At 66.1% G+C, this 23,824-nt stretch carries 26 protein-coding genes, 1 tRNA gene and 1 other RNA gene; 21 read left to right on the top strand and 7 right to left on the bottom strand.

Annotation, left to right across the window (positions count from 1 at the left end):
• The first annotated feature begins 15 nt into the window (after nucleotides 1-15).
• The 7 genes from H8F01_RS17420 (at nucleotide 16) to H8F01_RS17450 (ending at nucleotide 3,967) form a co-directional block, all read left to right on the top strand.
• Nucleotides 16-108: transfer RNA gene (locus H8F01_RS17420), tRNA-Ser, on the top strand.
• Nucleotides 109-168: 60 nt separating this feature from the next.
• An RNA gene (gene ffs / locus H8F01_RS17425) (signal recognition particle sRNA small type) lies at nucleotides 169-265 on the top strand.
• A gap of 98 nt (nucleotides 266-363) precedes the next feature.
• Nucleotides 364-2,049, top strand: a complete 1,686-nt coding sequence (dnaX, locus tag H8F01_RS17430) for a DNA polymerase III subunit gamma/tau (RefSeq protein ID WP_187056312.1) — start codon at nucleotides 364-366, stop codon at nucleotides 2,047-2,049.
• Between the two features lie 20 nt (nucleotides 2,050-2,069).
• Nucleotides 2,070-2,393, top strand: a complete 324-nt coding sequence (locus H8F01_RS17435; protein WP_187056313.1) for a YbaB/EbfC family nucleoid-associated protein — start codon at nucleotides 2,070-2,072, stop codon at nucleotides 2,391-2,393.
• Between the two features lie 145 nt (nucleotides 2,394-2,538).
• Nucleotides 2,539-3,132 (top strand): recombination mediator RecR, encoded by a 594-nt coding sequence (recR, locus tag H8F01_RS17440; protein ID WP_187056314.1) that lies wholly within the window; start codon nucleotides 2,539-2,541, stop codon nucleotides 3,130-3,132.
• 4 nt (nucleotides 3,133-3,136) lie between these two features.
• Nucleotides 3,137-3,544 carry a GNAT family N-acetyltransferase gene (locus H8F01_RS17445; protein WP_187056315.1) on the top strand — a complete coding sequence of 136 codons (408 nt, stop codon included), beginning with the start codon at nucleotides 3,137-3,139 and terminating at the stop codon, nucleotides 3,542-3,544.
• Between the two features lie 78 nt (nucleotides 3,545-3,622).
• A complete protein-coding gene (locus H8F01_RS17450; protein ID WP_187056316.1) occupies nucleotides 3,623-3,967 on the top strand; it encodes a histidine triad nucleotide-binding protein in 345 nt (114 codons plus the stop codon).
• Between the two features lie 65 nt (nucleotides 3,968-4,032).
• Here the strand turns inward: H8F01_RS17450 and H8F01_RS17455 are convergent, their stop codons facing one another.
• Genes H8F01_RS17455 through H8F01_RS17470 form a run of 4 tightly spaced genes read right to left on the bottom strand, consistent with a single transcriptional unit; the run spans nucleotide 4,033 to nucleotide 8,543 of the window.
• Nucleotides 4,033-4,629, bottom strand: a complete 597-nt coding sequence (locus H8F01_RS17455; protein ID WP_187056317.1) for a Slp family lipoprotein — start codon at nucleotides 4,627-4,629, stop codon at nucleotides 4,033-4,035.
• 49 nt (nucleotides 4,630-4,678) lie between these two features.
• Nucleotides 4,679-6,649, bottom strand: coding sequence for a transglutaminase TgpA family protein (locus tag H8F01_RS17460; RefSeq protein ID WP_338017285.1), 1,971 nt, complete (start codon nucleotides 6,647-6,649; stop codon nucleotides 4,679-4,681).
• Entirely contained in the window at nucleotides 6,646-7,602 is a 957-nt protein-coding gene (locus H8F01_RS17465; RefSeq protein ID WP_187056318.1) for a DUF58 domain-containing protein, read from the bottom strand. Before H8F01_RS17465 ends, H8F01_RS17460 begins: the two co-directional genes overlap by 4 nt.
• Complete coding sequence (locus tag H8F01_RS17470; protein WP_187056319.1) at nucleotides 7,602-8,543, bottom strand: AAA family ATPase; 942 nt, start codon at nucleotides 8,541-8,543, stop codon at nucleotides 7,602-7,604. The genes H8F01_RS17465 and H8F01_RS17470 overlap by 1 nt, the downstream gene beginning before the upstream one ends.
• 94 nt (nucleotides 8,544-8,637) lie before the next feature.
• On the opposite strand from H8F01_RS17470, the gene H8F01_RS17475 reads away from it, so the two are divergent.
• Entirely contained in the window at nucleotides 8,638-10,179 is a 1,542-nt protein-coding gene (locus H8F01_RS17475) for an ArnT family glycosyltransferase (protein WP_238481034.1), read from the top strand.
• Between the two features lie 6 nt (nucleotides 10,180-10,185).
• Here the strand turns inward: H8F01_RS17475 and H8F01_RS17480 are convergent, their stop codons facing one another.
• On the bottom strand, nucleotides 10,186-10,770 hold the full coding sequence (locus tag H8F01_RS17480; RefSeq protein WP_274380557.1) for a Maf family protein: 585 nt from the start codon (nucleotides 10,768-10,770) through the stop codon (nucleotides 10,186-10,188).
• Nucleotides 10,767-11,222, bottom strand: coding sequence for a hypothetical protein (locus H8F01_RS17485; RefSeq protein ID WP_187056321.1), 456 nt, complete (start codon nucleotides 11,220-11,222; stop codon nucleotides 10,767-10,769). Before H8F01_RS17485 ends, H8F01_RS17480 begins: the two co-directional genes overlap by 4 nt.
• Before the next feature lie 174 nt (nucleotides 11,223-11,396).
• Here H8F01_RS17485 and H8F01_RS17490 point away from each other — a divergent pair, with 174 nt between their 5' ends.
• The 3 genes from H8F01_RS17490 (at nucleotide 11,397) to H8F01_RS17500 (ending at nucleotide 13,214) form a co-directional block, all read left to right on the top strand.
• The gene (locus H8F01_RS17490) at nucleotides 11,397-11,876 is read left to right on the top strand and encodes a YceD family protein (protein WP_187059354.1); all 480 of its coding nucleotides are present in this window, start codon (nucleotides 11,397-11,399) and stop codon (nucleotides 11,874-11,876) included.
• A gap of 18 nt (nucleotides 11,877-11,894) precedes the next feature.
• Complete coding sequence (gene rpmF / locus H8F01_RS17495; protein WP_187056322.1) at nucleotides 11,895-12,089, top strand: 50S ribosomal protein L32; 195 nt, start codon at nucleotides 11,895-11,897, stop codon at nucleotides 12,087-12,089.
• Nucleotides 12,090-12,239: 150 nt separating this feature from the next.
• On the top strand, nucleotides 12,240-13,214 hold the full coding sequence (locus H8F01_RS17500) for a beta-ketoacyl-ACP synthase III (protein ID WP_187056323.1): 975 nt from the start codon (nucleotides 12,240-12,242) through the stop codon (nucleotides 13,212-13,214).
• Nucleotides 13,215-13,272: 58 nt separating this feature from the next.
• On the opposite strand, the gene H8F01_RS17505 is transcribed toward H8F01_RS17500, so the two are convergent.
• Entirely contained in the window at nucleotides 13,273-13,554 is a 282-nt protein-coding gene (locus tag H8F01_RS17505; RefSeq protein WP_187056324.1) for a hypothetical protein, read from the bottom strand.
• Here H8F01_RS17505 and fabD point away from each other — a divergent pair.
• From fabD to H8F01_RS17555, 10 genes are all read left to right on the top strand, one after another.
• Entirely contained in the window at nucleotides 13,553-14,500 is a 948-nt protein-coding gene (gene fabD, locus H8F01_RS17510) for an ACP S-malonyltransferase (protein ID WP_187056325.1), read from the top strand. The two genes, H8F01_RS17505 and fabD, sit on opposite strands and share 2 nt — an antisense overlap.
• Nucleotides 14,501-14,571: 71 nt before the next feature.
• Nucleotides 14,572-15,315, top strand: coding sequence for a 3-oxoacyl-ACP reductase FabG (fabG, locus tag H8F01_RS17515; RefSeq protein ID WP_187056326.1), 744 nt, complete (start codon nucleotides 14,572-14,574; stop codon nucleotides 15,313-15,315).
• A 301-nt stretch (nucleotides 15,316-15,616) separates the two neighbouring features.
• Nucleotides 15,617-15,856: an acyl carrier protein gene (gene acpP, locus H8F01_RS17520; protein WP_019466215.1), complete on the top strand. Its 240-nt coding sequence runs from the start codon at nucleotides 15,617-15,619 to the stop codon at nucleotides 15,854-15,856.
• A 214-nt stretch (nucleotides 15,857-16,070) separates the two neighbouring features.
• Nucleotides 16,071-17,309 carry a beta-ketoacyl-ACP synthase II gene (gene fabF / locus H8F01_RS17525; RefSeq protein WP_187056327.1) on the top strand — a complete coding sequence of 413 codons (1,239 nt, stop codon included), beginning with the start codon at nucleotides 16,071-16,073 and terminating at the stop codon, nucleotides 17,307-17,309.
• Between the two features lie 5 nt (nucleotides 17,310-17,314).
• On the top strand, nucleotides 17,315-18,682 hold the full coding sequence (locus tag H8F01_RS17530; protein ID WP_187056328.1) for an aminodeoxychorismate synthase component I: 1,368 nt from the start codon (nucleotides 17,315-17,317) through the stop codon (nucleotides 18,680-18,682).
• Nucleotides 18,682-19,506 (top strand): aminodeoxychorismate lyase, encoded by an 825-nt coding sequence (gene pabC, locus H8F01_RS17535; RefSeq protein WP_187056329.1) that lies wholly within the window; start codon nucleotides 18,682-18,684, stop codon nucleotides 19,504-19,506. Before H8F01_RS17530 ends, pabC begins: the two co-directional genes overlap by 1 nt.
• Entirely contained in the window at nucleotides 19,503-20,540 is a 1,038-nt protein-coding gene (gene mltG / locus H8F01_RS17540; protein ID WP_187056330.1) for an endolytic transglycosylase MltG, read from the top strand. The genes pabC and mltG overlap by 4 nt, the downstream gene beginning before the upstream one ends.
• Complete coding sequence (gene tmk, locus H8F01_RS17545) at nucleotides 20,537-21,178, top strand: dTMP kinase (protein WP_187056331.1); 642 nt, start codon at nucleotides 20,537-20,539, stop codon at nucleotides 21,176-21,178. Before mltG ends, tmk begins: the two co-directional genes overlap by 4 nt.
• On the top strand, nucleotides 21,175-22,110 hold the full coding sequence (gene holB, locus H8F01_RS17550) for a DNA polymerase III subunit delta' (RefSeq protein WP_187056332.1): 936 nt from the start codon (nucleotides 21,175-21,177) through the stop codon (nucleotides 22,108-22,110). Before tmk ends, holB begins: the two co-directional genes overlap by 4 nt.
• A gap of 84 nt (nucleotides 22,111-22,194) precedes the next feature.
• Nucleotides 22,195-23,823 (top strand): ArnT family glycosyltransferase, encoded by a 1,629-nt coding sequence (locus tag H8F01_RS17555; RefSeq protein ID WP_187056333.1) that lies wholly within the window; start codon nucleotides 22,195-22,197, stop codon nucleotides 23,821-23,823.
• Nucleotide 23,824: the final 1 nt, after the last annotated feature.

Consider the following 23,824-nt stretch of genomic DNA (forward strand, 5'->3'; position numbering starts at 1 on the left):
CGGTTTCACCATTGCGGAGAGGTGTCCGAGTGGTTGAAGGAGCACGCCTGGAAAGTGTGTATACGGCTTATCCCCGTATCGCGGGTTCGAATCCCGCCCTCTCCGCCAGTGAGTGAAACCGAGCGACGGCTCCAGGTCGACGCATAAAGCACGTCTCTATGGTGGCCCTGTCGGTCCCCCCGCGACGATAGTTCGTAAACTCCGCCAGGCCCGGAAGGGAGCAACGGTAGCGAATGATTCGGGTGCCGGGGTGTGGCTGGCAGGGCCGCCGCCTTTTCGGGCCCCCGCCAAGTCGTGATAGTCAATGCTGACTTATCCCCCATCCACTTGGCACAATCGGGACTTGCCCCAAGGTATACCGGAATGTCCTATCAGGTACTCGCGCGCAAATGGCGCCCCCGCAAGTTCGCTGAACTCGTCGGGCAGGAGCACGTGGTCCGAGCGCTCACCAACGCGCTCGACACTGGCCGCATGCACCACGCCTACCTGTTCACCGGTACGCGCGGCGTGGGCAAGACCACCATCGCACGCATCTTCGCCAAATCGCTGAACTGCGAGCGCGGCGAGTCGGCCGATCCCTGCGGCGAGTGCGCTGTCTGCACCGCGGTGGACGCGGGTCGCTTCGTGGACCTGCTGGAAATCGACGCGGCCAGCAACACCGGCGTGGACGATGTGCGCGAAGTGATCGAGAACGCGCAGTACGCCCCCGCCCGCGGCCGTTTCAAGGTGTACCTGGTCGACGAGGTGCACATGCTTTCCAAGCCGGCCTTCAATGCGTTGCTCAAGACGCTGGAAGAGCCGCCGCCGCACGTCAAATTCCTGCTCGCCACCACCGACCCGCAGAAGCTGCCGGTCACCGTGCTGTCGCGCTGCCTGAAGTTCAATCTCAAGCGCCTGTTGCCGGAGCAGATCTCCGGGCAGATGCGGCACATTCTGGGTGCGGAAAACATTTCGTACGAAGACGCCGCCATCGCCGAGCTGGCGCGTGGCGCGGACGGTTCGCTGCGCGACGGTCTGTCGCTGCTGGATCAGGCCATCGCCTATGGCGGCGGCGCGCTGAAGGTGGACGACGTGCGCGCCATGCTGGGCAGCGTCGCGCGCGGCCAGGTGCTGGGCCTGCTGCAGGCGCTGGTCGAGGGCAACGGCGAAGCGCTGATGGCCGAATGCACGCGCATCGCCTCGTTCTCGCCGGATTTCGGTGGCGTGCTGGACGACCTGGCCAGCGTGCTCCATCGCATCCAGCTCATCCAGCTGGTGCCGGGGTATCGCCCGGAAGAGCACGGCAACGACGACGGCGCGCTGGCCGGGCTGGCGCAGGAACTGGCGCCGGAAGACGTGCAGCTGTACTACCAGATTGCCACCACGGGCCGTCGTGACCTTTCGATGGCGCCCGATGCCCGCACCGGTTTCGAGATGGCCATGCTGCGCATGCTGGCGTTTCGTCCGGCCGACGGCGGTGGCTCGCCGGCCGAGCGTCCTGCCGCCAGCGCCGCTCCGCGTGCCGCTGCGCCGACGCCGCGCGCCGCCGCGCCCGTGGCCAACGAACGCATGCACATGGCCAGCGTGGCGCAGCCGTCGCCAGCCCGTGCCGCGCCTGCGCCGGCACCCGTGGCGCCGCCCGCCGCAGCGCCTGCGCGGGCGCCCGTGTCGGTGGACGCGAACGGCCTGCCGCACTGGGACACCCTGATCGAGCAGGCGAACCTGCGCGGCCCGCTGGGCCAGCTTGCCCAGAACGCGGCCCTGCGCGGTCGCGAGGGGCAGACCCTGGTTCTCGCCCTGCAGCCCATGCACATGCATCTGGCGGTGGAGCCCATGGTCAGCCAGATGGAGGAGCGCGTCAGCCAGGCGCTGGGTGACCGCGTGAAGCTGCGCTTCGTCGAAGAACATGGCACGACGGTCGAAACGCCGGCGGCCCGTGCGGCCAATGCGCGTGAAGCCGCGCAGTCGGCCGCGGAACAATCCATCGAGGAAGATCCGTTGGTGCAGGCACTCAAGCGCGAGTTTGGCGCGCGAGTGGTGCCCCAGTCGGTCAAGCCGTTTGATAACTGACAGAGATAGCGGAGTGAGTCATGAGAGGACAGATCGGTCAGCTGATGCAGCAGGCCCAGCGCATGCAGGAAGAAATGAAGCGTGCGCAGGAAGAGATCGCCAAGCTTGAAGTGACCGGCAGCGCCGGCGGTGGACTGGTGACAGTGCTGATGACCGGCGCGCACGAAGTGCGCCGCGTGCAGATCGACCGCAAGCTGTTTGCCGATGACCCGGAGATGGCCGAAGACCTGGTGGCTGCCGCGATCAACGACGCGGTCAACAAGGTGGCCGACGTCAGCAAGAACAAGCTCGGCGGCGTGACCTCCGGCATGAACCTGCCGCCCGGCTTCAAGATGCCGTTCTGACGCTCTTTTGTAGGAGCGCACCTTGTGCGCGACAACCTACGGAGCGGAGATGTCATCGTGGCCATGCGGCGAAAGTCGGTAACAACGGTGGCGACGCATCGCCGCGGTCGCGCACAAGGTGCGCTCCTACAGTGACTTTTGATCCATGAGCAAGCTGCTTACCGACCTCATCGAAGCCTTGCGCTGCCTGCCCGGTGTGGGCGGCAAGAGCGCGCAGCGCATGGCCTTCCATCTGCTGGAGCGCGATCGCGAGCGCGGGCAGCGCCTGGCCCAGGTGATGGCGCAGGCGATGCGCGAGATCGGCAATTGCTCGCGCTGCCGCAATTTCAGCGAAACCCCGGTGTGCACGCTGTGTGCCAGCAGCAGTCGCGACCGACAGGTGCTGTGCGTGGTGGAGTCGCCGACGGAGCTGGCGGCCATCGAACAGGCCACCGGTTATCGCGGCCAGTATTTCGTGTTGCTGGGGCGCCTGTCGCCGCTGGATGGATTGGGCCCGGAAGAGCTGGGCCTGGACCGGCTGGCCGAGCGCCTGGCCGAAGGCGAGATCGAGGAAATGATCATCGCCACCAACCCCACTGTGGAAGGCGAAGCGACGGCGCATTACCTTGCCCAGCTCGCTCGCGCTGGCAACGTGCGGCCCACGCGGCTTGCGCATGGCGTGCCGTTGGGTGGTGAGCTGGAATTCGTCGATCGCGGCACGCTGGCGCACGCCTTCGGCAGTCGCCAGTCGCTGGATTGATGCGATGGAACCCGTTCTGACCCAGGCTGTTCCCGGCAACGGGGAATACCGCGCGCTGCGTGCTGCGGCAGGCCTCAGCCAGATGTCGGAAGAGGGCGCCGCGCTCGGGCTTCCGGCCAGCTGGAGTTCGGTGTGCGTGCGCCACGACGGCGAGTTGGTCGGCATGGGCCGCATCGTGGGTGATGGCGGGCTGTTCCTGTTCGTGGTCGATATCGCCGTGACGCCCGCGTGGCAGGGCAAGGGCCTGGGCAGGCGCATCATGCAGGCGCTGATGGATGACGTGCATGCGCGGGCGCCGTCGCGCACCATGGTCGGGCTCATTGCGGACGGCACCGCGCACGAGCTCTACGCGAAATTCGGTTTCAGGCTGGTGGCGCCGGGCGCACACGGTATGCTGCTGCGGTTGTCATGAGAGCCTGTTTCATGTCTCCCCGTGGCCCGTCACGGGGAGACATGAAACAGGCTCAAAGCGCACCCCGAGGAGTCAGGCATGGGCGACACCATTTTCGGCAAGATCATCCGTCGGGAAATTCCCGCCGACATCGTCTATGAGGACGATGACGTGCTGGCTTTCCGTGACCTCAATCCACAGGCGCCGGTGCACCTGCTGTTCGTGCCCAAGAAGCCCATCGCCACACTGGATGGCGCAACGCCCGCCGACGCGGAGCTGCTGGGCAAGGTGCTGCTGGCGGCGGCGGCCTATGCGCGGCGGGAAGGCCTGGCCGACCAGGGCTATCGCACCGTGATCAACTGCAACGAATACGGTGGGCAGACGGTATTCCACCTTCACCTGCACCTGCTTGCCGGTCGCCAGATGCACTGGCCGCCGGGCTGACTGCCGGGTCCGTTGCAGCGGTATACGAAAACGCCGGCTTGCGCCGGCGTTTTCGTAGCTTCGGATCAGCGATGCGCCGGAGGCGGACGCACGATGACGCGCGTGCCGTAGTAACCGCCGTAGTAGCCATAGCCACCCCAACCCCACGGTCCCCAGCCCGGTCCCCAATAGGGGCCCCAGAACGGGTCGTACCAGCCGGGGCCATAGTTCACGGTGACGCGCTCGGGCCACAGGTAAACGACATTGGCCTCGACCTTCGGATAGGCGTAGTTGTACTCGCCGATCTTCTCCGGCATCGACCCCTGGATCACGCCCGTGACGGTGATGTCGCGGCCATGCGTGAATACTTCCGGATCGTAAAAGCCGGCGCGGCATGCCACGAAGCGACCCTGCGTTCCGCTGTCGTTACCTTGCGCGTGCGGACGCGCCTGGTCATCCAGCTGTCGCTGCAGGATATAGAAACAGGTTTCCTGCGGACCGGGCTTGGTCTCGATGATCTGACCACCCCAGCGCACTTGTGCGCCGCTTGCTCCGTTGCTTTCCTGCTGGGCGGAAACGGACGTGACCTGGGTATACGTGCCCTGCAGCGGCTGCGGCACCGTTGCGCAGGCCGCCAGCGTGGCCACTGCGGTCGCGAGGATCAACGGCTTGTACATGGACATGACGCTTTTCTCCATCGTGTGGTGGATGGCGCGCATCCACGGTTCAATATCATTTGAACACGCGACGCGGCCGAAAGTCCCGCGCTGCCTGTCGAAAGTTCTTTAGCAGGTCTGCTGGCGGTTCCTCGTGCGCATAACGCAGCTCGAGATAGGTCCTCTTCAGGTGTTCCAGCTCGACGCGCTGACCGGGGAGAGTCCGCGCGGCGCGGCTGAAGTAGTGCTGCGGCCCTTCGCTGGGGCGACGGACCACGCCCGCTCCGGCCAGCCGTTTTTCCAGCAACTGCATCGCTGCACGTGCCTGATCCGCCTCCGGTCGCTTCCATAGCGCCCAGGACAGGCCAAGCAACGCCGTCAGCGATCCGCCAATGGCGAGCAGCAATCCCAACGTGCCCACGCTGGGGTCCTGCACGCCAAACGACGTCAACAGCCCATGCTGTCGAAGCGTGTCAAAACCGATAACGCCTTGGTTCCACCACTGGTTGACGAAATCCCAGCGATTGCGCAACGAAAGTAACCACTGGTTCTGTGCCGCGTCAGCTGTCACGGCATTGGCTGCGGCGGATCCTTGGTTCACGCGTTCAGGTCGGACGGCTGCCGTAGGGTCAATGCGAACCCAGCCGCGTTGCGGCAGCCAGACCTCGCTCCACGCATGCGCATCGGCCTGGCGCACCAGCAGGTAATTACCCGTGGCGTTCCAGTAACCACCCTGGTAACCCGTGACGACGCGGGCAGGAATGCCGGCCGCGCGCATGAGCACGGTGAACGACGAGGCGTAGTGTTCGCAGAAACCTTCGCGTGTGCCGAACAGGAAATCGTCCATCGCGTTGGCGCCCAGCGGAGGCGGGGACAGCAGATAGCTGAAGCCACCGTCGTGGAACAGGTTCAGGGCGGCCTGGATGATGGCGGCCTCGTTGGCACCGTACTGTGTTCGCCACTGTTCGCCCAGCGCGCGTGCGCGCGGATTCCGGCCGGCCGGCAAATGCAGGGCGCGACGCTGGTCCATCGCGCTTAGTTCGGCGGGCTGGCGATAGTTCAGCGCGGAAGCGAGCCGATAAATGAGCGGATCATTGACGGGACGGTCTGCCTGCAACTCCCGGTCGGGTCCGAGGTGGGCGTCGGAGGGTGCTTCGAGGGGGAGGTCCAGTGACGGCAGCGTGCGTTGCCCCGTGCTCTCCAGTGCAATCGTGTAGTGCAGCGCCGGGCCGTGTTCCAGTGGTGCGGGGCTGCCCTGGGATGAACGCCCGCGCCAGGTGTGGCCGTCGTAATCCCACAGCACATAGGCACGGAAATAGCGCTGGCTGTTCGGTGGCGGCGCGCCTTCGAAGCTGACCCGCATGGCGGGGCGTTCGTCCAGCAGCACGTCGGCGAAGTCGCCCAGCGACATGTCAGGGCTCAGGCCCGAGCGGGCCTGCGCGGCACCCGGTGCTCCCCACAGCGGAGAGTTCAGGCGCGGTACGAAGACGAACGCCACCAGCGCCAATGGAACGGAAGCCGCCAGCAGGCCGAGGGCCGGGAGCAGTTCACGCGACAACGTGACGGATGGCCGCGCCGGCTGCAGTGCGCGCAGCGTGGCGATGGCCGGCGGCAGGCCCAGTGCCACGAACAGCGTGGCCAGCATGCTCTGGTCGAACAGCAACGCCGACATCAGTGCAAAACAGGCAAACGCGGTGGCTACGCGGGCATCCCTGGAAGTTTCCGTTTCCAGCAGTTTCAGCACCAGCAGGCCGGTGACCAGGGCGGCGCCCGGTTCGCGGCCGAACAGCGTGTCGTAGTGAAACACCACGGCCGCCGCCAGCAGCGCGGCCAACGGAAGCTTGAAGTAGGACGGCGCGCGCCCGGCGTGCCGGCTGCGTTGCCACCAGCGCAAGCCCAGCGTGGCCGCGGATGCCAGCGTGAGCCACCACGGCAGGTGTGACGCGTGCACGCCGAGCACCACGGCAATGGTGATGCAAAGCAGATCGAACGGTCGCTGTTCGAGCGGAGGCTGGTGTTTGCGTCGAAACAGCCGCAAGCGGATCACGGCAGGCGCGCCAGCGCATTCATGCAGTGCGCGTAGTGGCTGCGGCCGTGGCCGAGGCCGATGTCTTCATTGGGCAGCCAGAGACTGGTGGGGCGCCCGACGGCTTCGGCTTCGCCCAGCCAGCGGGCCAGGCGTGCAATGCGCATGTCGGGAACAAGCTGCGAGAGCTGCCGCCAGTCCAGCCGCCATTCCTCCTGCGCCTCGGGTTGCTCGAAATCTTTTACCAATAGATTCTCGTGGCGGGCGCTGTGTTTCCATGCGATGTGGCGCTGCGGATCGCCGGCGCGATAGCTACGCAACGCAGCGACGTCCTCACCCTGATGCAGGCGTTGCTGCTTTCCCTCGTCGGACGGCAGCACCGGTGGTGGGCCGCCCGTTTCGGGGCGGGGCCAGACCAGCACGGACTGGTCCGGGTGGGTCCAGCTCCATGCGAGGAACAGTCCCAGCGGCCAGGAGCTCCACAGCTTGATGCGCGGCAACGGCTGCCAGCCTCGATGTTCGGTGGGCAGGCTCATCGACACCACGACCTCGCCGTGCGTCCCCACCGAAAAGGCTTCGGCCTGGCCGTCCATTTCCGCGTGGATTGACGCATGTGCGTGGTCGCCACCCGTAAACACCAGTTGCAACACCATCGGTTCGCCGGCAATGGCATGTCCGTGGCGGATGCTGGTGAGGCGCAGGCCGTTCAGGCTGCGAAACGCCACCAGCATGCTTGCGGACGTGGTGGCCCCCAACAGGCAGGTCAGCATCAGCGCAGCATTGTTGGTGTAGTTCAACGCACCCAGCAGCATCACCAGCAGCAGTACGGTGAAGGCACCACCGAAACCGGTGGGCACGATGTAGATGCGTCGGCGATGCAGCATGATGGGCAGGCTCTCCCGTCGCCGGAAGCGTGTGAGTGCCGGCAGGCGCCGCTCCGCCCAGAGCCGGAAGCGACGAATCGCCTCTTGCATCAATTCACCGCGACATCGGCAAGCAGGCTGCGCGCGAGGCTGTCGCCGCTGGCGCCACGCGTGGTGACCAGTCGATGGGCGGCCAGCGGCACGAACAGAGCCTGGATGTCTTCGGGCAACACGTGCTGGCGCCCGCTGAGGAAGGCCCATGCGCGCGCCGCGCCGAGCAGGGCAAGGCCGGCGCGCGGCGACAGGCCCACGCGTACATCGGCGTGGCGCCGACTGGCTGCTAGCAGTGCCTGCAGGTAGTCGAGCAAGGCGCCGCTGGCCGTTACCGCCTGTGCGTGGCGCGAAAGCTCCGCCAAGGCATCGGCATCCAGTTGAGGGGTGAGCTGGGCGAGCAGATCGCGGCGGTCGCTGCCGGTGAGCAGCGCGCGTTCGGCGGTGGCGTCGGGGTAGTCGAGCGAAACGCGCAGCATGAAGCGGTCCAGCTGCGAATCGGGCAACGGGAAAGTGCCAGCGAGGTCCAGCGGGTTCTGTGTGGCGACCACGAAGAAAGGCTGCGGCAGTATGTGCGTCTGGCCGTCCACGGTGACCTGGCCTTCTGCCATGGCTTCGAGCAGGGCGCTCTGGGTCTTCGGCGTGGCGCGGTTGATTTCGTCGGCCAGCAGCAGGCCGGTGAAGATCGGGCCGGGGTGGAAGCGGAACTGCCCCGTCTCTCGCTCGTACACGCTCACTCCGATAATGTCGGAGGGCAGCAGGTCGCTGGTGAACTGCACGCGCTGGAAATCCAGCGCGAAGGAAGCCGCCAGTGCATGGGCGAGGGTGGTCTTGCCCACGCCGGGTACGTCTTCGAGTAGAAGGTGGCCGCCTGCCAGCAGGCAGGTGAAGGCCAGCTTGACCTGGCGTGGCTTGCCCAGCAGCACGCGATTGACCTGGGCCATGGCGGCATCCAGGCGCGTGCGTAGCGATTCATCGTGCAGCGGAGTAATGGCGGACATGGGGTTCTGGCGAGAGGGAGAAGGGAGCGGGGCAGGGCTCATGCGGGACGCCCGCAGTGTAGTCCCGGGTCTTGCGCGCTGGCGAGCCGTCTTCGTGACCGCTTTCGCACTGCTCTGCATCATCAAGCTGATGCTCGCCGCAACGCTGTCGCCCTTTGGTGATGAGGCGTTCTACTGGCAGGAGAGCCGTCACCTTGCCTGGGGCTACAGCGACCTGCCGCCGCTCACGGCCTGGTTGATCCATGTCGGCGAAGCGGTGGCCGGGCACAGCGTGCTTGGCATGCGCTGGCCCTTCCTGCTGATCGGCAGCACATTGCCGTGGCTGGTGCGCAGTTTTGCCCGTGAGGCATTCGACGAACGCGTCGGCTGGCAGGCCGCCTTGCTTTGCCTCGCGCTGCCGCTGGGTGGCAGCCTGGGTGTGCTCGCCTTGCCGGATGTGCCACTCACGGTGGCGATCATGCTGGCGCTGCTGGCATTGATGGGCGCGCTGGATCGCGACGGCTGGCGCGATTGGCTGATGCTTGGCCTGTCGCTGGGTGTTTGCTGGCTGACCCACTATCGCGCCGCGATGCCCATGTTGGCCGGCCTGCTGTTCTGCGCGCTGACGCCGCGAGGCCGCCTGCAGTGGAGGCGCCCGGGTTTGTGGCTGGCGTTGGGCGTCTCGGCGCTGGGTTTGATCCCCGTGCTCGTATCGAACTGGCAGCAGCATGGCGCGGGCGTGGCGTTTCAGCTGGTGGAGCGCAACCCCTGGCAATTCCATGCCGATGCGCTGGTGCAGCCACTGGAACAGGCGGTGGCGTGTACGCCCTTGCTGTACGCGTTGCTGCTCTGGGCGGCGTGGCAAAGCTGGCGTCGTCGGGGCGAGGGGCGCCCGTGGGATGTCATCGCCGTGGTTTCCTGTTGCTTCTTTGGCGTGTATTTCGTGCTGGGTCTGTTCGCGGATGACCTGCGTTTCCGCGCGCACTGGCCGCTGCCGGGCTATCTCCCTTTGCTTGCGACTTTGCCGGTGCTGTTGCGCGCGCAATCGCCCTTGCGCAAAGGCTGGCTGGTAGCGGCTTTCGCCATGGCGGGGATGGGGCACCTGTTTGGCCTGACCTATCTGGGTCTGGCTGCCACTGATCGTGGCGCCGTCGTGCTCGACGGCATGAAGGCGTTCCCTGCGCGCTTCGTTGGCTGGCGCGAGAGCGGAGACATGGCCAGGCAACTGATCGATACGCACGGCGGCGTGCTGGTGGCGGACAACTTCATGCTGGCGGCGGAGATCGACTTTCAGCTGGATGGCCGCGTGCCGGTGTATGCGCTGGATAGCCCGCTCAACACCAAGCATGGGCGCGCGCCGCAACTGGCCATCTGGCAGCTCGACGAAGCCGCGCTGCACCGTGTGCAGGGTGGTCGGCCCATGCTGCTGGCGGTGGATGAAACCGCGTTGCCCGAGCGGATGCGGGCGGAGTGGCTGGGCTCCCTGTGCGCACGCATTGATGACCTGCAACCGATGCGGCGGCTTGATCTGTTCAACGGTCGTCGGCGCATCGCCTTCTATGCGGGAAGGGTGCCAGCATCGCCGCCGATCAAACCGGAGAGGCGCGAGGCGTGCCCGATCCTGCTGCGTGCCGTGGAGGCGGGGGCGTTGCGCTGAACAGCGTCAGGGCAGGGCGATGCCCGCCTCGCGCAGCAATCGCGTCAGTGCGATCAGCGGCAGGCCGATAAGTGCCGACGGATCCTCATTGTCGATGCGCTCGAACAGGCTGATGCCGAGCCCTTCGCACTTGAAACTGCCGGCGCAGTCCAGCGGCTGTTCGCGCTCGATGTAGCGCGCGATTTCCTCCGGCGACAGGCTGCGGAACATCACCACGGTGTGATCGACGTGCAAGCGATCCTGTCCCGTGCGCGTGTCGTGCAGGCACAGCGCGGTGTGGAAATGCACGGCATGGCCGGAGCTGGCGGTCAGCTGGGCGCGGGCGCGTTCGGGTGTGCCGGGTTTGTCGAGCACCACGCCGGCCAGTTCGGCGACCTGGTCGGAGCCGATCACCAGCGCGTCCTCCAACCCATCGGCGGCGGCGCGCGCCTTGGCGATGGCCAGGCGCAGGGCCCGCTCGCGGGGCGTTTCATCGGGAAGCGGCGCTTCGTCCACGCCGGGCGCCCGCTGCTGGAAGTCGGCATAAAGGCGGCGCAGCAGCTCGGCGCGGTAGCGCGAGGTGGAGCCGAGCACCAGGCTGGGCACGCTCATGCGTCGTGCTCCCGCCGCAGGTGTTCGCGCATGGCGCTATCCAGATCATGCTGGGCGCGATCCAGGGCGGCCAGCAGGGGGCGCAGGCGGTTACGCGTTTCATTCATGGATGAGACGGTGCTGTCCAGTTCGTCCTGAGATGCCCGGGGCGCCTTGTCGCGGATCCAGATGCGCTGCTGCAACAGCGAGCGAAGGCCTGCGTCGATGGCGTGGCGCGCTTCCTGTTCGCTGGAGGCCGGCAGGTCGGGATTCAATGACATCACCGCGTGCGCCTGTTGCAGGCCGGCCCTGCAGGTCTTGAGATCGGCTTCCAGTTTGTCGGCCAGCTCCAGCAGCTGGAGCAGGCTGGCAGCCCGGCGATCGGCGCGTCGGCGGTAGGCCAGGCCAGCGCCGACCAGGATCGCGGCAAGCACCGCCAGGGCGGCAAAGCCGGGGATCAGGTAGGAGTTCACGGGGCGGCAGACTCGCGGAAAGTTGGCCCAAAGTCTGCCGTACCGAGGCCATTCAGGCAAAATACGCGTTTACGGTGGTTGCAGGGCAATCCACCCGTTGACTTCAACACGTTGTAATCCTAAGATTTCATGTCTATGTCCGTGACACTGCCAGAGTCCGTGGACGCTTGGCGCATGGTCTCGGCGCGGCGTTCGTTCCAGGGGGAATTGCCCGTGGTCGCCATGAAGCGACTGGGCGAGGCCCTGGCCAGTACGGAAGGAACGGCGCAATACGAGCTGGATTTTGGTCGGGACGAGTTTGGTACGGCGTACCTCGATGTCCGCGTCCAGGCTCCGCTCACGCTGACATGCCAGCGCTCCTTGGAGCCGTTTGTGTTGCCCCTGACGGTCGATAGCCGGCTTGGGTTGATCCGTTTCGAGCGCGAAGAAGCGGCCTTGCCGCCGAATGTCGAGCCGTTGCTGGTCGCCGACGACGGCAAGCTGAGTCTGCTGGACGTCATCGAAGACGAATTGTTGTTGGCGCTGCCGTTGATCCCGATCAACCCGGACAGCGTGTTGCCTGAAGAAGTAGAAGGTCCCGGGCCGGAGGAATCCTCCAGTGAGGGGCGTCCCGATAACCCGTTCGCGGTTTTGCGCGAACTCAAGAAACGTTGATTTAGCTGGAGATTCGCCATGGCCGTTGCCAAGAGCCGCAAGACCCCGTCCACCCGCGGCATGCGTCGTTCGCACGATGCGCTGAAGACCGTGCAGCTGGCCACCGATCCGACCAGTGGCGAGGTGCACCTGCGCCATCACGTCACCAAGGATGGCTACTACCGCGGTAAGAAGGTCATCGACACCAACACCTCGGTGCCTGAAGAGGATTGATCGTTCCCGCAAGGGATACGGTTCCGCATGGCGGCGCGATTTCGCGCCGCTTTGCGTTTGTGCGATCACCCACGTAACGTTGGCGGTTTGGAGGCTGGCCCGGGCTCATCATGAGCGTCGCGCCCTCCTCATCCGTCGCATGGAAAGTTAATGGCCCAGATCTACGCCCGCATCACCGGCACCGGCAGCGCGCTGCCCGAGCGAGTGGTGACCAACGCCGATCTCGAGAAGATCGTCGAGACCAGCGACGAATGGATTGTGTCGCGCACCGGCATTCAGCGCCGTCACATTGCCGCTGAAGGCCAGACCACCGGCGATCTCGCCACCGAGGCCGCGGAGCGCGCCCTGGAGGCCGCCGGCGTCAAGGCGTCCGAGCTCGACCTGATCGTGCTGGGCACGACCACGCCGGACATCATTTTCCCGTCCACCGCCTGCCTTGTTCAGCACCGCCTGGGTGCCAATGGTTGCGCGGCGTTTGACGTCAACGCGGCTTGCTCGGGCTTCGTCTATGCCTTGGGCATCGCCGACAAGTTCATCCGTAGCGGCCAGTCCAAGAAGGTGCTGGTGATCGGCGCGGAAACGCTGACCCGCATGATCGACTGGAACGAGCGCGAAACCTGCGTGCTGTTCGGCGACGGCGCGGGCGCGGTGGTGCTGGAAGCCTCGGAAGAGCCGGGCATCTACGCCACGCTGCTGCATGCCGATGGCGGCTTCAAGCATCTGCTGTACAACCCGGTGGGCGTGTCGGCCGGCTTCAAGGACGAACCCAACCACGGCGTGCGCATCAACATGGCCGGCCGTGAAGTGTTCAAGGTCGCCGTGAAGACGCTCGATTCGCTGGTCGATGAAACGCTGCAGGCCGCCGGCATGGACGAGTCGCAGATCGACTGGCTGATTCCGCACCAGGCCAACCTGCGCATCATCGAAGCCACGGCCAAGCGCCTGAAGATGCCGATGGAGCAGGTGATCGTGACCGTGCAGGAGCATGCCAATACCTCGTCGGGTTCCGTGCCGCTGGCGCTGGATTACGCCGTGCGCTCGGGCAAGGTGAAGCGCGGCCAGAACCTGCTGCTGGAAGCGTTCGGCGGTGGTTTCACCTGGGCGTCGGCGCTGCTGCGTTACTGATCGCTGTTCATTGCCGTACGGAAGAAGAGCCGCCTGCATGGCGGCTTTTCTTTGCCCGTCACTCTGGTGCGGGCGCGAGGTGCTTGTGACTCTTTTGCTGGTCATTCCGGCGTAGGCCGGAATCCAGTAGCGATACGGATCGGCTCCTGCGAATGAATTTCAGGGCGACGACCATGAAAAGAGGCGCTGGATTCCGGCCTACGCCGGAATGACGGCTGAAATCAGGGTCTGGCCTCGCCGTGAAGGCGGTCAAATACCCATTTCCAGCCAAATACAGCTGCGTATGGCGGCGAATGCTGGCACCATTCCGTTTTTCGATTTCGGAAATCTCTTCATCCATGACCCAGACCGCCGCCAACCTCGCTTTCGTTTTCCCGGGCCAGGGTTCGCAGTCCGTCGGCATGCTGGCCGAACTGGCCACCGCGCATCCGGAAGTGAAGGCTACGTTTGACGAGGCGTCGCAGGGCGCGGGTGTCGACCTGTGGGCGCTGAGCCAGCAGGGTCCGGAAGAAGATCTCAATCGCACGGAAAACACGCAGCCGGCCTTGCTGGCGGGCAGCGTGGCCGTGTGGCGCGTGTGGCAGAAGCTCGGCGGTACGCAGCCCGCGCAGCTGTCCGGCCACAGCCTGGGTGAATACAGCGCGCTGGTGTGCGCCGGTGCCCTGTCGCTGCATGATGCTGCCGCGCTGGTGGCTGAGCGCGGTCGCCTGATGCAGGCGGCGGTGCCGCCGGGCGTGGGTGCCATGGCGGCCATCCTGGGCGGCGACGATGCCCAGATCGCCGCGGTGTGCGAAGAAGTGGCGCAAGGGCAGGTGGTGTCGCCGGCCAATTTCAATTCGCCGGGCCAGCTCGTCATCGCGGGCAACGCCGAGGCAGTGGATCGCGCGCTGGCCAAGTTGGCAGAACAGGGTGTGAAGAAGGCCATCAAGCTGGCCGTGTCGGTGCCGTCGCACTGCGCGCTGATGCGCGACGCCGCGGACCGCCTGGGCGAGCGCATGGCCTCCATCGCCTGGACGCTGCCTTCGATCCCGGTGGTGCAGAACGCCGAGGCCCGCAGCTACGGCACGCTGGAAGACATTCGCGGTGCACTGCAGCGCCAGCTCTACCTGCCGGTGCGCTGGACCGAATGCGTGCAGGCGCTGGTCGCCGGTGGTGCGACGCGCGTGGCCGAGGCGGGTCCGGGCAAGGTGCTGGCTGGCCTGATCAAGCGCATCGACAAGAGCGTCGAGGCTCGCGCCATCGGCACGCCGGCCGAGATGGACGCCGCTCGTACCGAGTGGGCCTGAGTTTTTCCGGCAACCAACACATTCAAGCGGACTGGGTCGATCCATGCCCAGCCATCAAAGGGAAATGACAGATGAGCAAGCCCCTGCAAGGTGAAATTGCCCTCGTGACCGGCGCCAGCCGCGGCATCGGCGCTGCCATTGCCGATGAGCTCGCATCGCAGGGCGCCACCGTCATCGGCACGGCGACCAGCGAAAGTGGTGCAGCGGCGATTGGTGAGCGTCTTGCCGCGAACGGCGGCCATGGCCGCATGCTCAACGTGACCGACGGCGCTTCCATCGACGCGCTGATCGATGGCATTGCCAAGGAATTCGGTCCCGTGTCGATCCTGGTCAACAACGCAGGCATCACGCGCGATCAGCTGCTGATGCGCATGCGCGACGAAGACTGGCAGGCCATCCTGGATACCAACCTCACCTCCGTGTACCGCGCCTCCAAGGCGGTGATGCGCGGCATGATGAAGGCGCGCAAGGGTCGCATCATCTCGATCGCCTCGGTGATCGGCCTGACCGGCAACCCGGGCCAGGCCAACTACGCGGCGGCCAAGGCCGGCATCATTGCGTTCTCCAAGTCGCTCGCCCGTGAGATCGGTTCGCGCGGCATTACCGTGAACGTGGTGGCCCCGGGCTTCATCGATACCGACATGACGCGTGCGCTGCCGGAAGAATCCAAGCAGGCGCTGCTGGGCCAGATCGCCCTGGGCCGTCTGGGTGAAGCCAGCGATATCGCGAAGGCGGTGGGCTTCCTGGCGTCTCCTGCTGCCGCCTACATCACGGGCGAGACCCTGCACGTCAACGGCGGCATGTACATGCCGTAAGGCGTGAAGAAAGGGCGCCAAGCCCTTCTCGCGCCCCTTATTGTTTCAAACGGCCGGGCCGCCCCCAGCATTGCTGGATGGGTGTCCGGTGCGCCGGCACGGGCCGGTTTAACAAGGAGTTGTCGCAAGCTCCATCGTTTTAGGCGACAATTGCTTCTTTCGCGCCGGTCCCGTGGCCTGCGTTTAACGACAGCTGGCGGATCATGGCGGCCCAGGGGCTTAGCCACTACAATCCGCCGGCCATATGTCGGCCACAGGCCGGCGTTGATCAGGTAACTACTCCTTGGGAGGTATTGGCAACATGAGCACCATCGAAGAGCGCGTCAAGAAAATCGTCATCGAGCAGCTGGGCGTGAAGGAAGAGGAAGTCACGGCGAACGCTTCGTTCGTGGACGATCTGGGCGCTGATTCGCTGGACACCGTTGAACTGGTGATGGCTCTCGAGGAAGAGTTCGAGACCGAGATTCCGGACGAAGAAGCCGAGAAGATCACCACGGTGCAGCAGGCTGTCGACTACATCAAGGCCCACACCAAGGAGTGATCGCTCCCATGCGACAGGCGCATCCAATGATGCGTCAGTCCATCAGCGATACCGGAAGCTGCGCCACATTGGCGCAGTTTTCGTTTCTGCATTTTGCAACGTCCGATCCCGTATGGTGCGCGCAGCGTGCCCACGGCCCGGATGACGTGGCCGCGGAAGACGCAGACCGCCTGTCGCCAGCGACAGCGCCACGGAAACACATGGGAAGATCAGCATGAGCAAACGACGTGTGGTTGTAACCGGCCTCGGCATCATTTCGCCGGTCGGCAACGATATCGTGACCGCCTGGGACAACATCCTGAAGGGCGTCAGCGGCATCGGTGAGGTTACCCATTTCGACGCTACCGCCTATGCCACGCGCATTGCCGGTCAGGTCCGTGACTTCGATCCGGCGCAATGGATCGCGGCCAAAGAGATCAAGAAGATGGATCCGTTCATCCACTACGGCATCGCCGCGGGCACGCAAGCCCTGCGCGACTCCGGCCTGGAAGTGACGGAAGCCAACGCGCCGCGCATCGGCGTGGCCGTGGCGGCAGGCATCGGTGGCCTGCACACCATCGAACATACGGCGGTCGAACTGCACGACAAGGGCCCGCGTCGCGTGTCGCCGTTCTTCGTGCCATCGTCGATCATCAACATGGTCTCCGGCCACCTGTCGATCATGAACGGCCTGAAGGGCCCGAACATCGCCTGCGTGACCGCGTGCACCACCGGTACGCACAACATCGGCCTGGCCGCGCGCATGATCCAGTACGGCGATGCCGACGTGATGATCGCCGGCGGCGCCGAGTTCGCCACCACCGGCACCGCCATGGCGGGCTTCTGCTCGGCCAAGGCCATGTCCACCCGCAACGACGCGCCGACCAAGGCCAGCCGTCCGTGGGACAAGGACCGCGACGGTTTCGTGCTGTCCGACGGCGCCGGCGTGCTGGTGCTGGAAGAGTACGAACATGCCAAGGCCCGCGGCGCGAAGATCTACGCCGAGCTGGTCGGTTTCGGCATGAGCGGCGACGCGTTCCACATCACCGCGCCGAGCGAAGGTGGCGAAGGTGCCGCGCGCAGCATGGAAACCGCGCTGAAGGACGGTGGACTCAACCCGACCGACGTGCAGTACGTGAACGCGCACGGTACCTCGACGCCGCTGGGCGACCTGGGCGAAGTGCTGGCCGCCAAGCGCGTGTTTGGTGACCACGCCTACAAGCTGGCCATGAGCTCGACCAAGTCGGCCACCGGCCACCTGCTGGGTGCCGCCGGTGGCGTGGAAGCGATCTTCACCATCCTCGCCCTGCGCGACCAGGTGTTGCCGCCGACCATCAACCTCGACGAGCCGGGCGAAGGCTGCGATCTCGACTTCGTGCCGCACACCGCGCGCGACGCCAAGTTCGACGTGGCCATCTCCAACTCGTTCGGTTTTGGTGGCACCAACGGCACGCTGGCCTTCCGTCGCGTTTGAGCGGCGTGACCGGCGTCCTTCGCAAGACCCTGCACGGCCGGCGCGATCTCCTCGCGCCGGCCGCTGCATTTCCGGAGCGCTATCCGGGCCTGCTGCAGAGCGTGACGCATGGCACGCCGCAGTCGCGTTACGACATTCTTTTCGCGTTTCCGCAGGAAACGCTGGCCCTGCTCGCCGACGGCCAGCTCATGGATGGGTCGCTCGTCGACGGTCAGGCCCGGCCGCGAGCCGGCCGTTTCCTCGACGTGCTGGATGACGCATGGCGCGCGGAACGCCTGCCGCGTGATCCGGCGAGCGATCTGCCGTTTCATGGTGGCTGGCTGCTGTTGCTGGCCTACGAACTGGTCGGGGAAATCGAAACCCGCCTGCGCCTGCGTGCACCCGATGTCGTCCCGACGGCCATTGCCTTGCGTTGCCCGGCGGCGGTGATCGTCGATCACGCGCGCGGCTGCACCGTGCTGGTGGCCGAAGACGGGCAGCAGGCCTTGCTCGACCGGATGGAGGCGGATCTCGCCGCGCCGCTCGACGTGCCGGCGTTGCCAGTCGCCACGGCTTGCGAGGAAGACGAGCCGGCGCTGTTCCTTGATGGCGTGGCACGCATCCACGAGCACCTGCATGCCGGCGACATTTTCCAGGTGAATCTGTCGCGCGCGTGGCGTGCGCACTTCGCCACGTCGCCGACACCGGCTCAGCTGTACCAGTCGTTGCGACGGGCCAACCCCGCGCCATTCGCTGGCCTGTTCCAGCAGCCAACGTGGGCGGTGGTGAGCTCGTCGCCGGAGCGCCTGGTGGAAGTGCGGGACGGACTCGCGCAGACACGTCCGATTGCGGGTACGCGCCCCCGTACGCCCGGCGACGATGACGTGGAGCGCATCCGCGAACTCAGCACGCATCCCAAGGAGCGCGCCGAGCACGTCATGCTGATCGACCTGGAGCGCAATGACCTGGGGCGCGTGTGCGTGCCGGGCACGGTCGAGGTCAACGAGCTGATGGTGGTCGAGAGCTATGCGCACGTGCACCACATCGTGTCGAACGTGCGTGGCCGGCTGCGTGACGACGTCACGCCGGGTGAGGTCATCGCGGCCACGTTCCCGGGTGGCACCATCACCGGCTGCCCCAAGGTGCGCTGCATGGAAATCATCGCCTCGCTGGAGAACGCGCCGCGCGGCGCGTACACCGGTGCCATGGGCTATCTGGACCGCAACGGCGATCTCGACCTGAATATCCTGATCCGCACGTTCACGCAGTCGGGCGCCGACGTGAGTCTGCGCGCCGGTGCCGGCATCGTGGCCGATTCGGTGGCGGAGAGGGAGCTGGACGAAACACGCGCCAAGGCCCGCGGCCTGTTGCGCGCGCTGGGAGTGCAGGGCTGATGTCCCACCGCGTGCTGGTCAATGGCGAACCGGCGGCGATGATCTCGGTGTTCGATCGCGGCCTGTCCTACGGTGACGGACTGTTTGAAACGATACGTTTCGTGCATGGCGTGGCACCGCTGTGGTCGCGGCATATGGATCGCCTGCGCGAGGGTTGCCGCCGGCTGCGCCTGCCGCAGCCTGATCCCGAAGCGCTGCTGCGTGAGGCGGGCGAGGTCACGCATGGCATCGTGCATGCGGTGGTGCGGATCACACTGACCCGTGGCGTGGGCGAACGTGGCTACGCGCCGCCGCCGTCGCCGACGGTGACCCGCGTCGTCGCCGGTTTTGACGCGCCCCTGATGAGTGGTGAGGCCTACCTTTCCGGGGTGCGCGTGCGCTGGTGCGACACACGGCTTTCCGCGCAGCCGCTGCTGGCGGGCCTGAAGCATCTCAACCGGCTGGAGCAGGTGCTGGCGCGCGCCGAGTGGTCGGATCCCGCGGTGGCCGAAGGCCTGATGTGCGATGCCGGCGGGTGGGTGATGTCGGGCACCATGAGCAATCTGTTCGCCGTCATCGATGAGCGCCTGGTCACGCCCGCGCTGGATCGTTGCGGCGTCGCCGGGGTGGCCCGGGCCGAGCTGCTCGCGGCGCGACCGCAGGCCGTGGTCTCGGATCTGCATCCGACTGATCTTGCGCGGGCCAGCGAGGTTTTCCTCAGTTCCAGCGTCCGGGGCGTTCTGCCTGTTCAGGCCGTGGGCGATACCGTGTATGTTCCCGGTCCGGTTACTCGCGCCTTGCAACAGCACTGGCGCGACCTGGGTTTCCCGATGGAGCAGGCATGAGTCGAGGCAAGATGCAGGGGCGAGCGTTCTGGCGCGGGTTGATCGTGCTGGTGTTGCTGGCGGTGGCTGGCAGCCTCGTCTACGGCTGGGTGGACTATCAGCGTTTTGTCGGTACGCCACTGACGGTGTCGGCGCAGACGCCGAGCGTGGATGTGGCCAAGGGCAGCAACCTGCGTGACGTGGTGGGTCTGCTTCGTGCCCAGCAGGCAACGAACACCGGGCCGCTGTACTGGCGCGTGCTGGCGGAACAGCTTCGCGTGGCCGGTCGCCTGCATGCCGGCGAGTACGCGTTGACCACGGGCATGACGCCGCGCGATCTGCTGCTCAACATGGCCGCCGGCAAGGTGGTCCAGCGCAACTTCACCATCGTGGACGGCTGGAACTTCCGTGACCTGCGCCAGGCCCTGGCCAAGGCCGACAAGCTCCGGCAGGACGGTGCCGCGCTGGATGACGCGGCCCTGATGGCGAAGATCGGCGCGCCGGGCGAGATGCCGGAAGGTCGCTTCCTGCCTGAAACCTATGCCTATGTGAAAGGCGACAGCGACCTGGACATCCTGCGCCGCGCGCACGCCGCGATGGTGAAGATGCTCGACACGCTGTGGGCCAAGCGCGACCAGGGGCTGCCGCTGGCCACGCCGTACGACGCGCTGATCCTGGCTTCGATCGTGGAGAAGGAAACCGGTCGCGCCGACGAGCGCGCCCGGATTGCCGGCGTGTTCATCCGCCGACTGCAGACCCACATGCTGCTGCAGACCGACCCCACCGTGATCTACGGCATGGGCGAGGCGTACGCGGGTAACATCCACAAGTCGGATCTCACTACCGATACGCCCTACAACACCTATACGCGCCAGGGCCTGCCGCCCACGCCCATCGCCATGCCCGGCAAGCCCGCACTCGAGGCGGCCCTGCATCCGGCGTCCGGTTCGGAGCTGTATTTCGTGGCGCGTGGCGACGGTACGCACGTGTTCTCCAGTACGCTGGACGAACACAATCGCAACGTGGCCTGTTTTCAGTTGAAGCGCTGCCAATGACCTCTGTGACCCGCGGCAAACTCATCTCGCTCGAAGGCGGCGAAGGCGCCGGCAAGAGCACCTTGCTCGCCGGCCTGCAAAAGCACCTGCGGGAGCAGGGCGTGGATCTCGTGCAGACGCGCGAGCCTGGCGGCACGCCGCTGGGCGAGGCGGTGCGCGCCATCGTGCTCGATCCGGCCCATCGCGACATGAGCGCGGAAACCGAGTTGCTGCTGATGTTTGCTTCGCGCGCGCAGCTGGTGCGCGAGTGCATCGAGCCGGCGCTGGCTGCCGGTCAATGGGTGCTGTGCGATCGCTTCACCGATGCCAGCTACGCCTATCAGGGTGGTGGACGCGGTGTGCCGGCGGAGCGCATCGCTCTGCTCGAGCAGTGGGCCACCCATGGCCTGACGCCCGACCTTACGTTGCTGCTCGACCTGCCAGTGGCTACGGGTCGCGCCCGCGCTGCCGGTCGCGGCGAAGCGGATCGCATCGAAGTGGAAGGCGACAACTTTTTCGAGCGCGTGCGCGCGGCGTATCGCGCGCGAGCGGCGGCCGAGCCGGGGCGCTTCCGTATCATCGACGCATCGCTGACGCCGGCCGAGGTGCTGGCGGCATCGGTGGATGCCACGCGTCACCTGTTCGAGGCCATGGCATGAGCGCCATGCCGTGGCACGCCGAGCATTGGGAGCGACTGCAGGCGCGGCGCGAGCGGAACGCGATGCCTCACGCCCTGTTGCTGTGCGGACCGGCGGGTCTGGGCAAGCGCGACTTCATGCGTCGTTTCGCCGAAGGCCTGCTGTGCCAGCAACCGCAGCATGGCGAGCCGTGCGGTCAGTGCCGCAGTTGCCTGCTGTTTGCGGCAGGTACGCATCCGGATTTTGCCGCGCTGAGTTTCGGCCTGCGCAAGGATGGCGTGCAGCGCAGTGAGATCGTGGTGGACCAGATCCGCGACCTGTCCGCGCGACTGGCCATGGCAAGCCAGTTCGGTGGCTGGCAGATCGTATGCATTGATCCGGCCGACGCCATGAATGCGGCGGCTGCCAACGCCTTGCTTAAAACGCTGGAAGAACCGTCGCCGCAGACCTTGCTGCTGCTGGTGGCGGACGCCCCGTGGCGGTTGCCGCAGACCATCCGCAGTCGTTGCCAGCGCATCGAATTCCATCTGCCGTCGCACGACGACGCACTGGCCTGGTTGCAGCAGCGGGGCGTCAAGGATGCCGTCGCCGCATTGACAGCGGCGGCGGGCAATCCGGGCCTGGCGCTGGCCTGGGCCGAAGACGGTGCCTTGGCCCGGCGGCAGGAAGTGCGCAAGGATCTCGGCGCGCTGGCGGCGGGCCGGGGTGAAGCCATGGAAGTGGCCAAACGCTGGCTCGACAACGAACCGGCGCAGCGCCTGTGGTTTGCCGCGCAGGCTGCCGCGGAAGAAATGAAGGCCCGCGCCGTGAGCGGGCAGGGGCCGCTGTCCAGCCAGCTCGATGACGAAGCACTGGACCAGTGGTACATCACTGCCAACCGTACCCGTGATTCCTTGCGCGGCCCGTTGCGTGGTGACCTGTTGCTGCTGGAATTGCTCGCCCGCTGGCATTGAGCGGCCGCAAATATCAGACATGTCGCGCTCGGGCGCTCCCCAAAGGGAAAGCCCGCTGACAGGCCGTCTGCCTAACCTGTCCGGATGACGTTTTCCTCCCGACGCCACTTCCCCATCTGGCCGTGGATTTCCCTCCTCTTCCTGCTGGTCCTCCGACTGGCGTGGCTCAACGCGTATACGCTCAATTCGGACGAATCACAGCACGCGCATGTGGCCTGGGCATGGACGCAGGGGTTGCTGCCTTACCGTGACGTGTTCGACAACCACGGTCCCTTGTTCGGCTGGCTGCATTCGCCACTGCTGCGCCTGCTGGACAATCGTCCGGACGTGCTGACCTGGCTGCGCCTGGCCATGCAGTTCTGGTACGTCGTGGCGCTGGGGGCAACCGGCTGGATGGCGCGTCGCCTCTATGGTTGGCGCGTGGCCCTGGTGGTGGTGTTTGTCGCCGGATTGTTCCCGCGCTTCTTCATCGTCAGCGGACAGTTCCGCACGGACGACATGTGGATGGCGATGTGGCTGTTGGGGTTGTCCTTCGTTGCAGGGGCGCCGCCGCGTACCTGGCGTTATTTCCTGGCCGGACTCGCCTTTGGCTGTGCGTTGTCGGTTTCGCAGAAGACGCTGGTGCTGCTGGCCACGACGGTGGTGGCGGCTGGCGTGGTCCGCCTGTGGCGGCCGGCGGATGCACCGCGTGCCGGCGTCCGTTGCTGGGTCGCCACCTTGCTGGGCCTGCTGGTGGTTCCCGCCATCTTCCTGGCCTGGCTGGCCTCGCATGGCTTGCTGGGCGATGCCTGGTTCGGGCTGGCTGGCTACAACGTCGGTGGTGCCAGCAAGCGACATGCCGCGCAGCAGTGGTTGTGGTTCGTGCTGCTTGCCGCCGTGCTGGTGGTGGCCTGCCTGCGCCAGGCGCGTCAGCATTCGGAGCACGGTTTCGACTGGATCGTGTTCTTCGGCCTGCAGGGCGGCCTGTATGTGCTGCTGATCTGGTTCATCTGGCCGCTCATCACCAAGCAGGATTTCCTGCCGGTCATTCCCACGCTGACCATCGCCGCGGCGGGTTGGGCGTCCACCTGGCAATGGCTCGGGCGTCGCCCCCAGTTACGGCAGGCATTGCCCATCGTGGTCGTGACACTGGAGCTGGCGACGGTGGTGGCCTACGCGCCGCCGTGGCAGGACAATCTGGCCGCGCAGCGCGCCGAGCTGGCCACCGTGCTTCGCTACACCAATGAAAGCGACACGGTGATGGATCCCAAGGGGGACATGATCTTCCGCTCGCGCCCGTACTACCCTGTGCTGGAAAGCCTGGCCATGCGCCGGCTGCGTCGCGGCCAGATGGTCGACACCATTTCGGACGACCTGATCAATCACCAGACCATGCTGGTGATCCTGCGTCGCCTGCCATCGGCGAGTGCACGCTTCGTGATGCTCAATTACATGCGTGCGGACGACGGGGACATCTGGGTGGCCGGGAGGCTCTTCCCGGATTCCCGCATGGAACAGACCCTCGAAGTGAATGTGCCCGGAGACTATGTGGTGACCGATGGCCACCAGCGCCTCAGCGGCAGCCTCGATGGTGGCCCGGTGACCGATCACTGGACCCTCGGTCGCGGAACCCATCACCTGGTGGTGAGCAACGGCACGCCGGTGGCCTGGGTGTGGTCGCAGGCCTTCGATCGCGGCTGGCGTCCTGCGCCACCGGTTGTCGCGGGAGGCTGAG

The sequence above is a fragment of the Dyella telluris genome (assembly GCF_014297575.1).
In the GTDB taxonomy this organism is placed as follows: domain Bacteria; phylum Pseudomonadota; class Gammaproteobacteria; order Xanthomonadales; family Rhodanobacteraceae; genus Dyella; species Dyella telluris.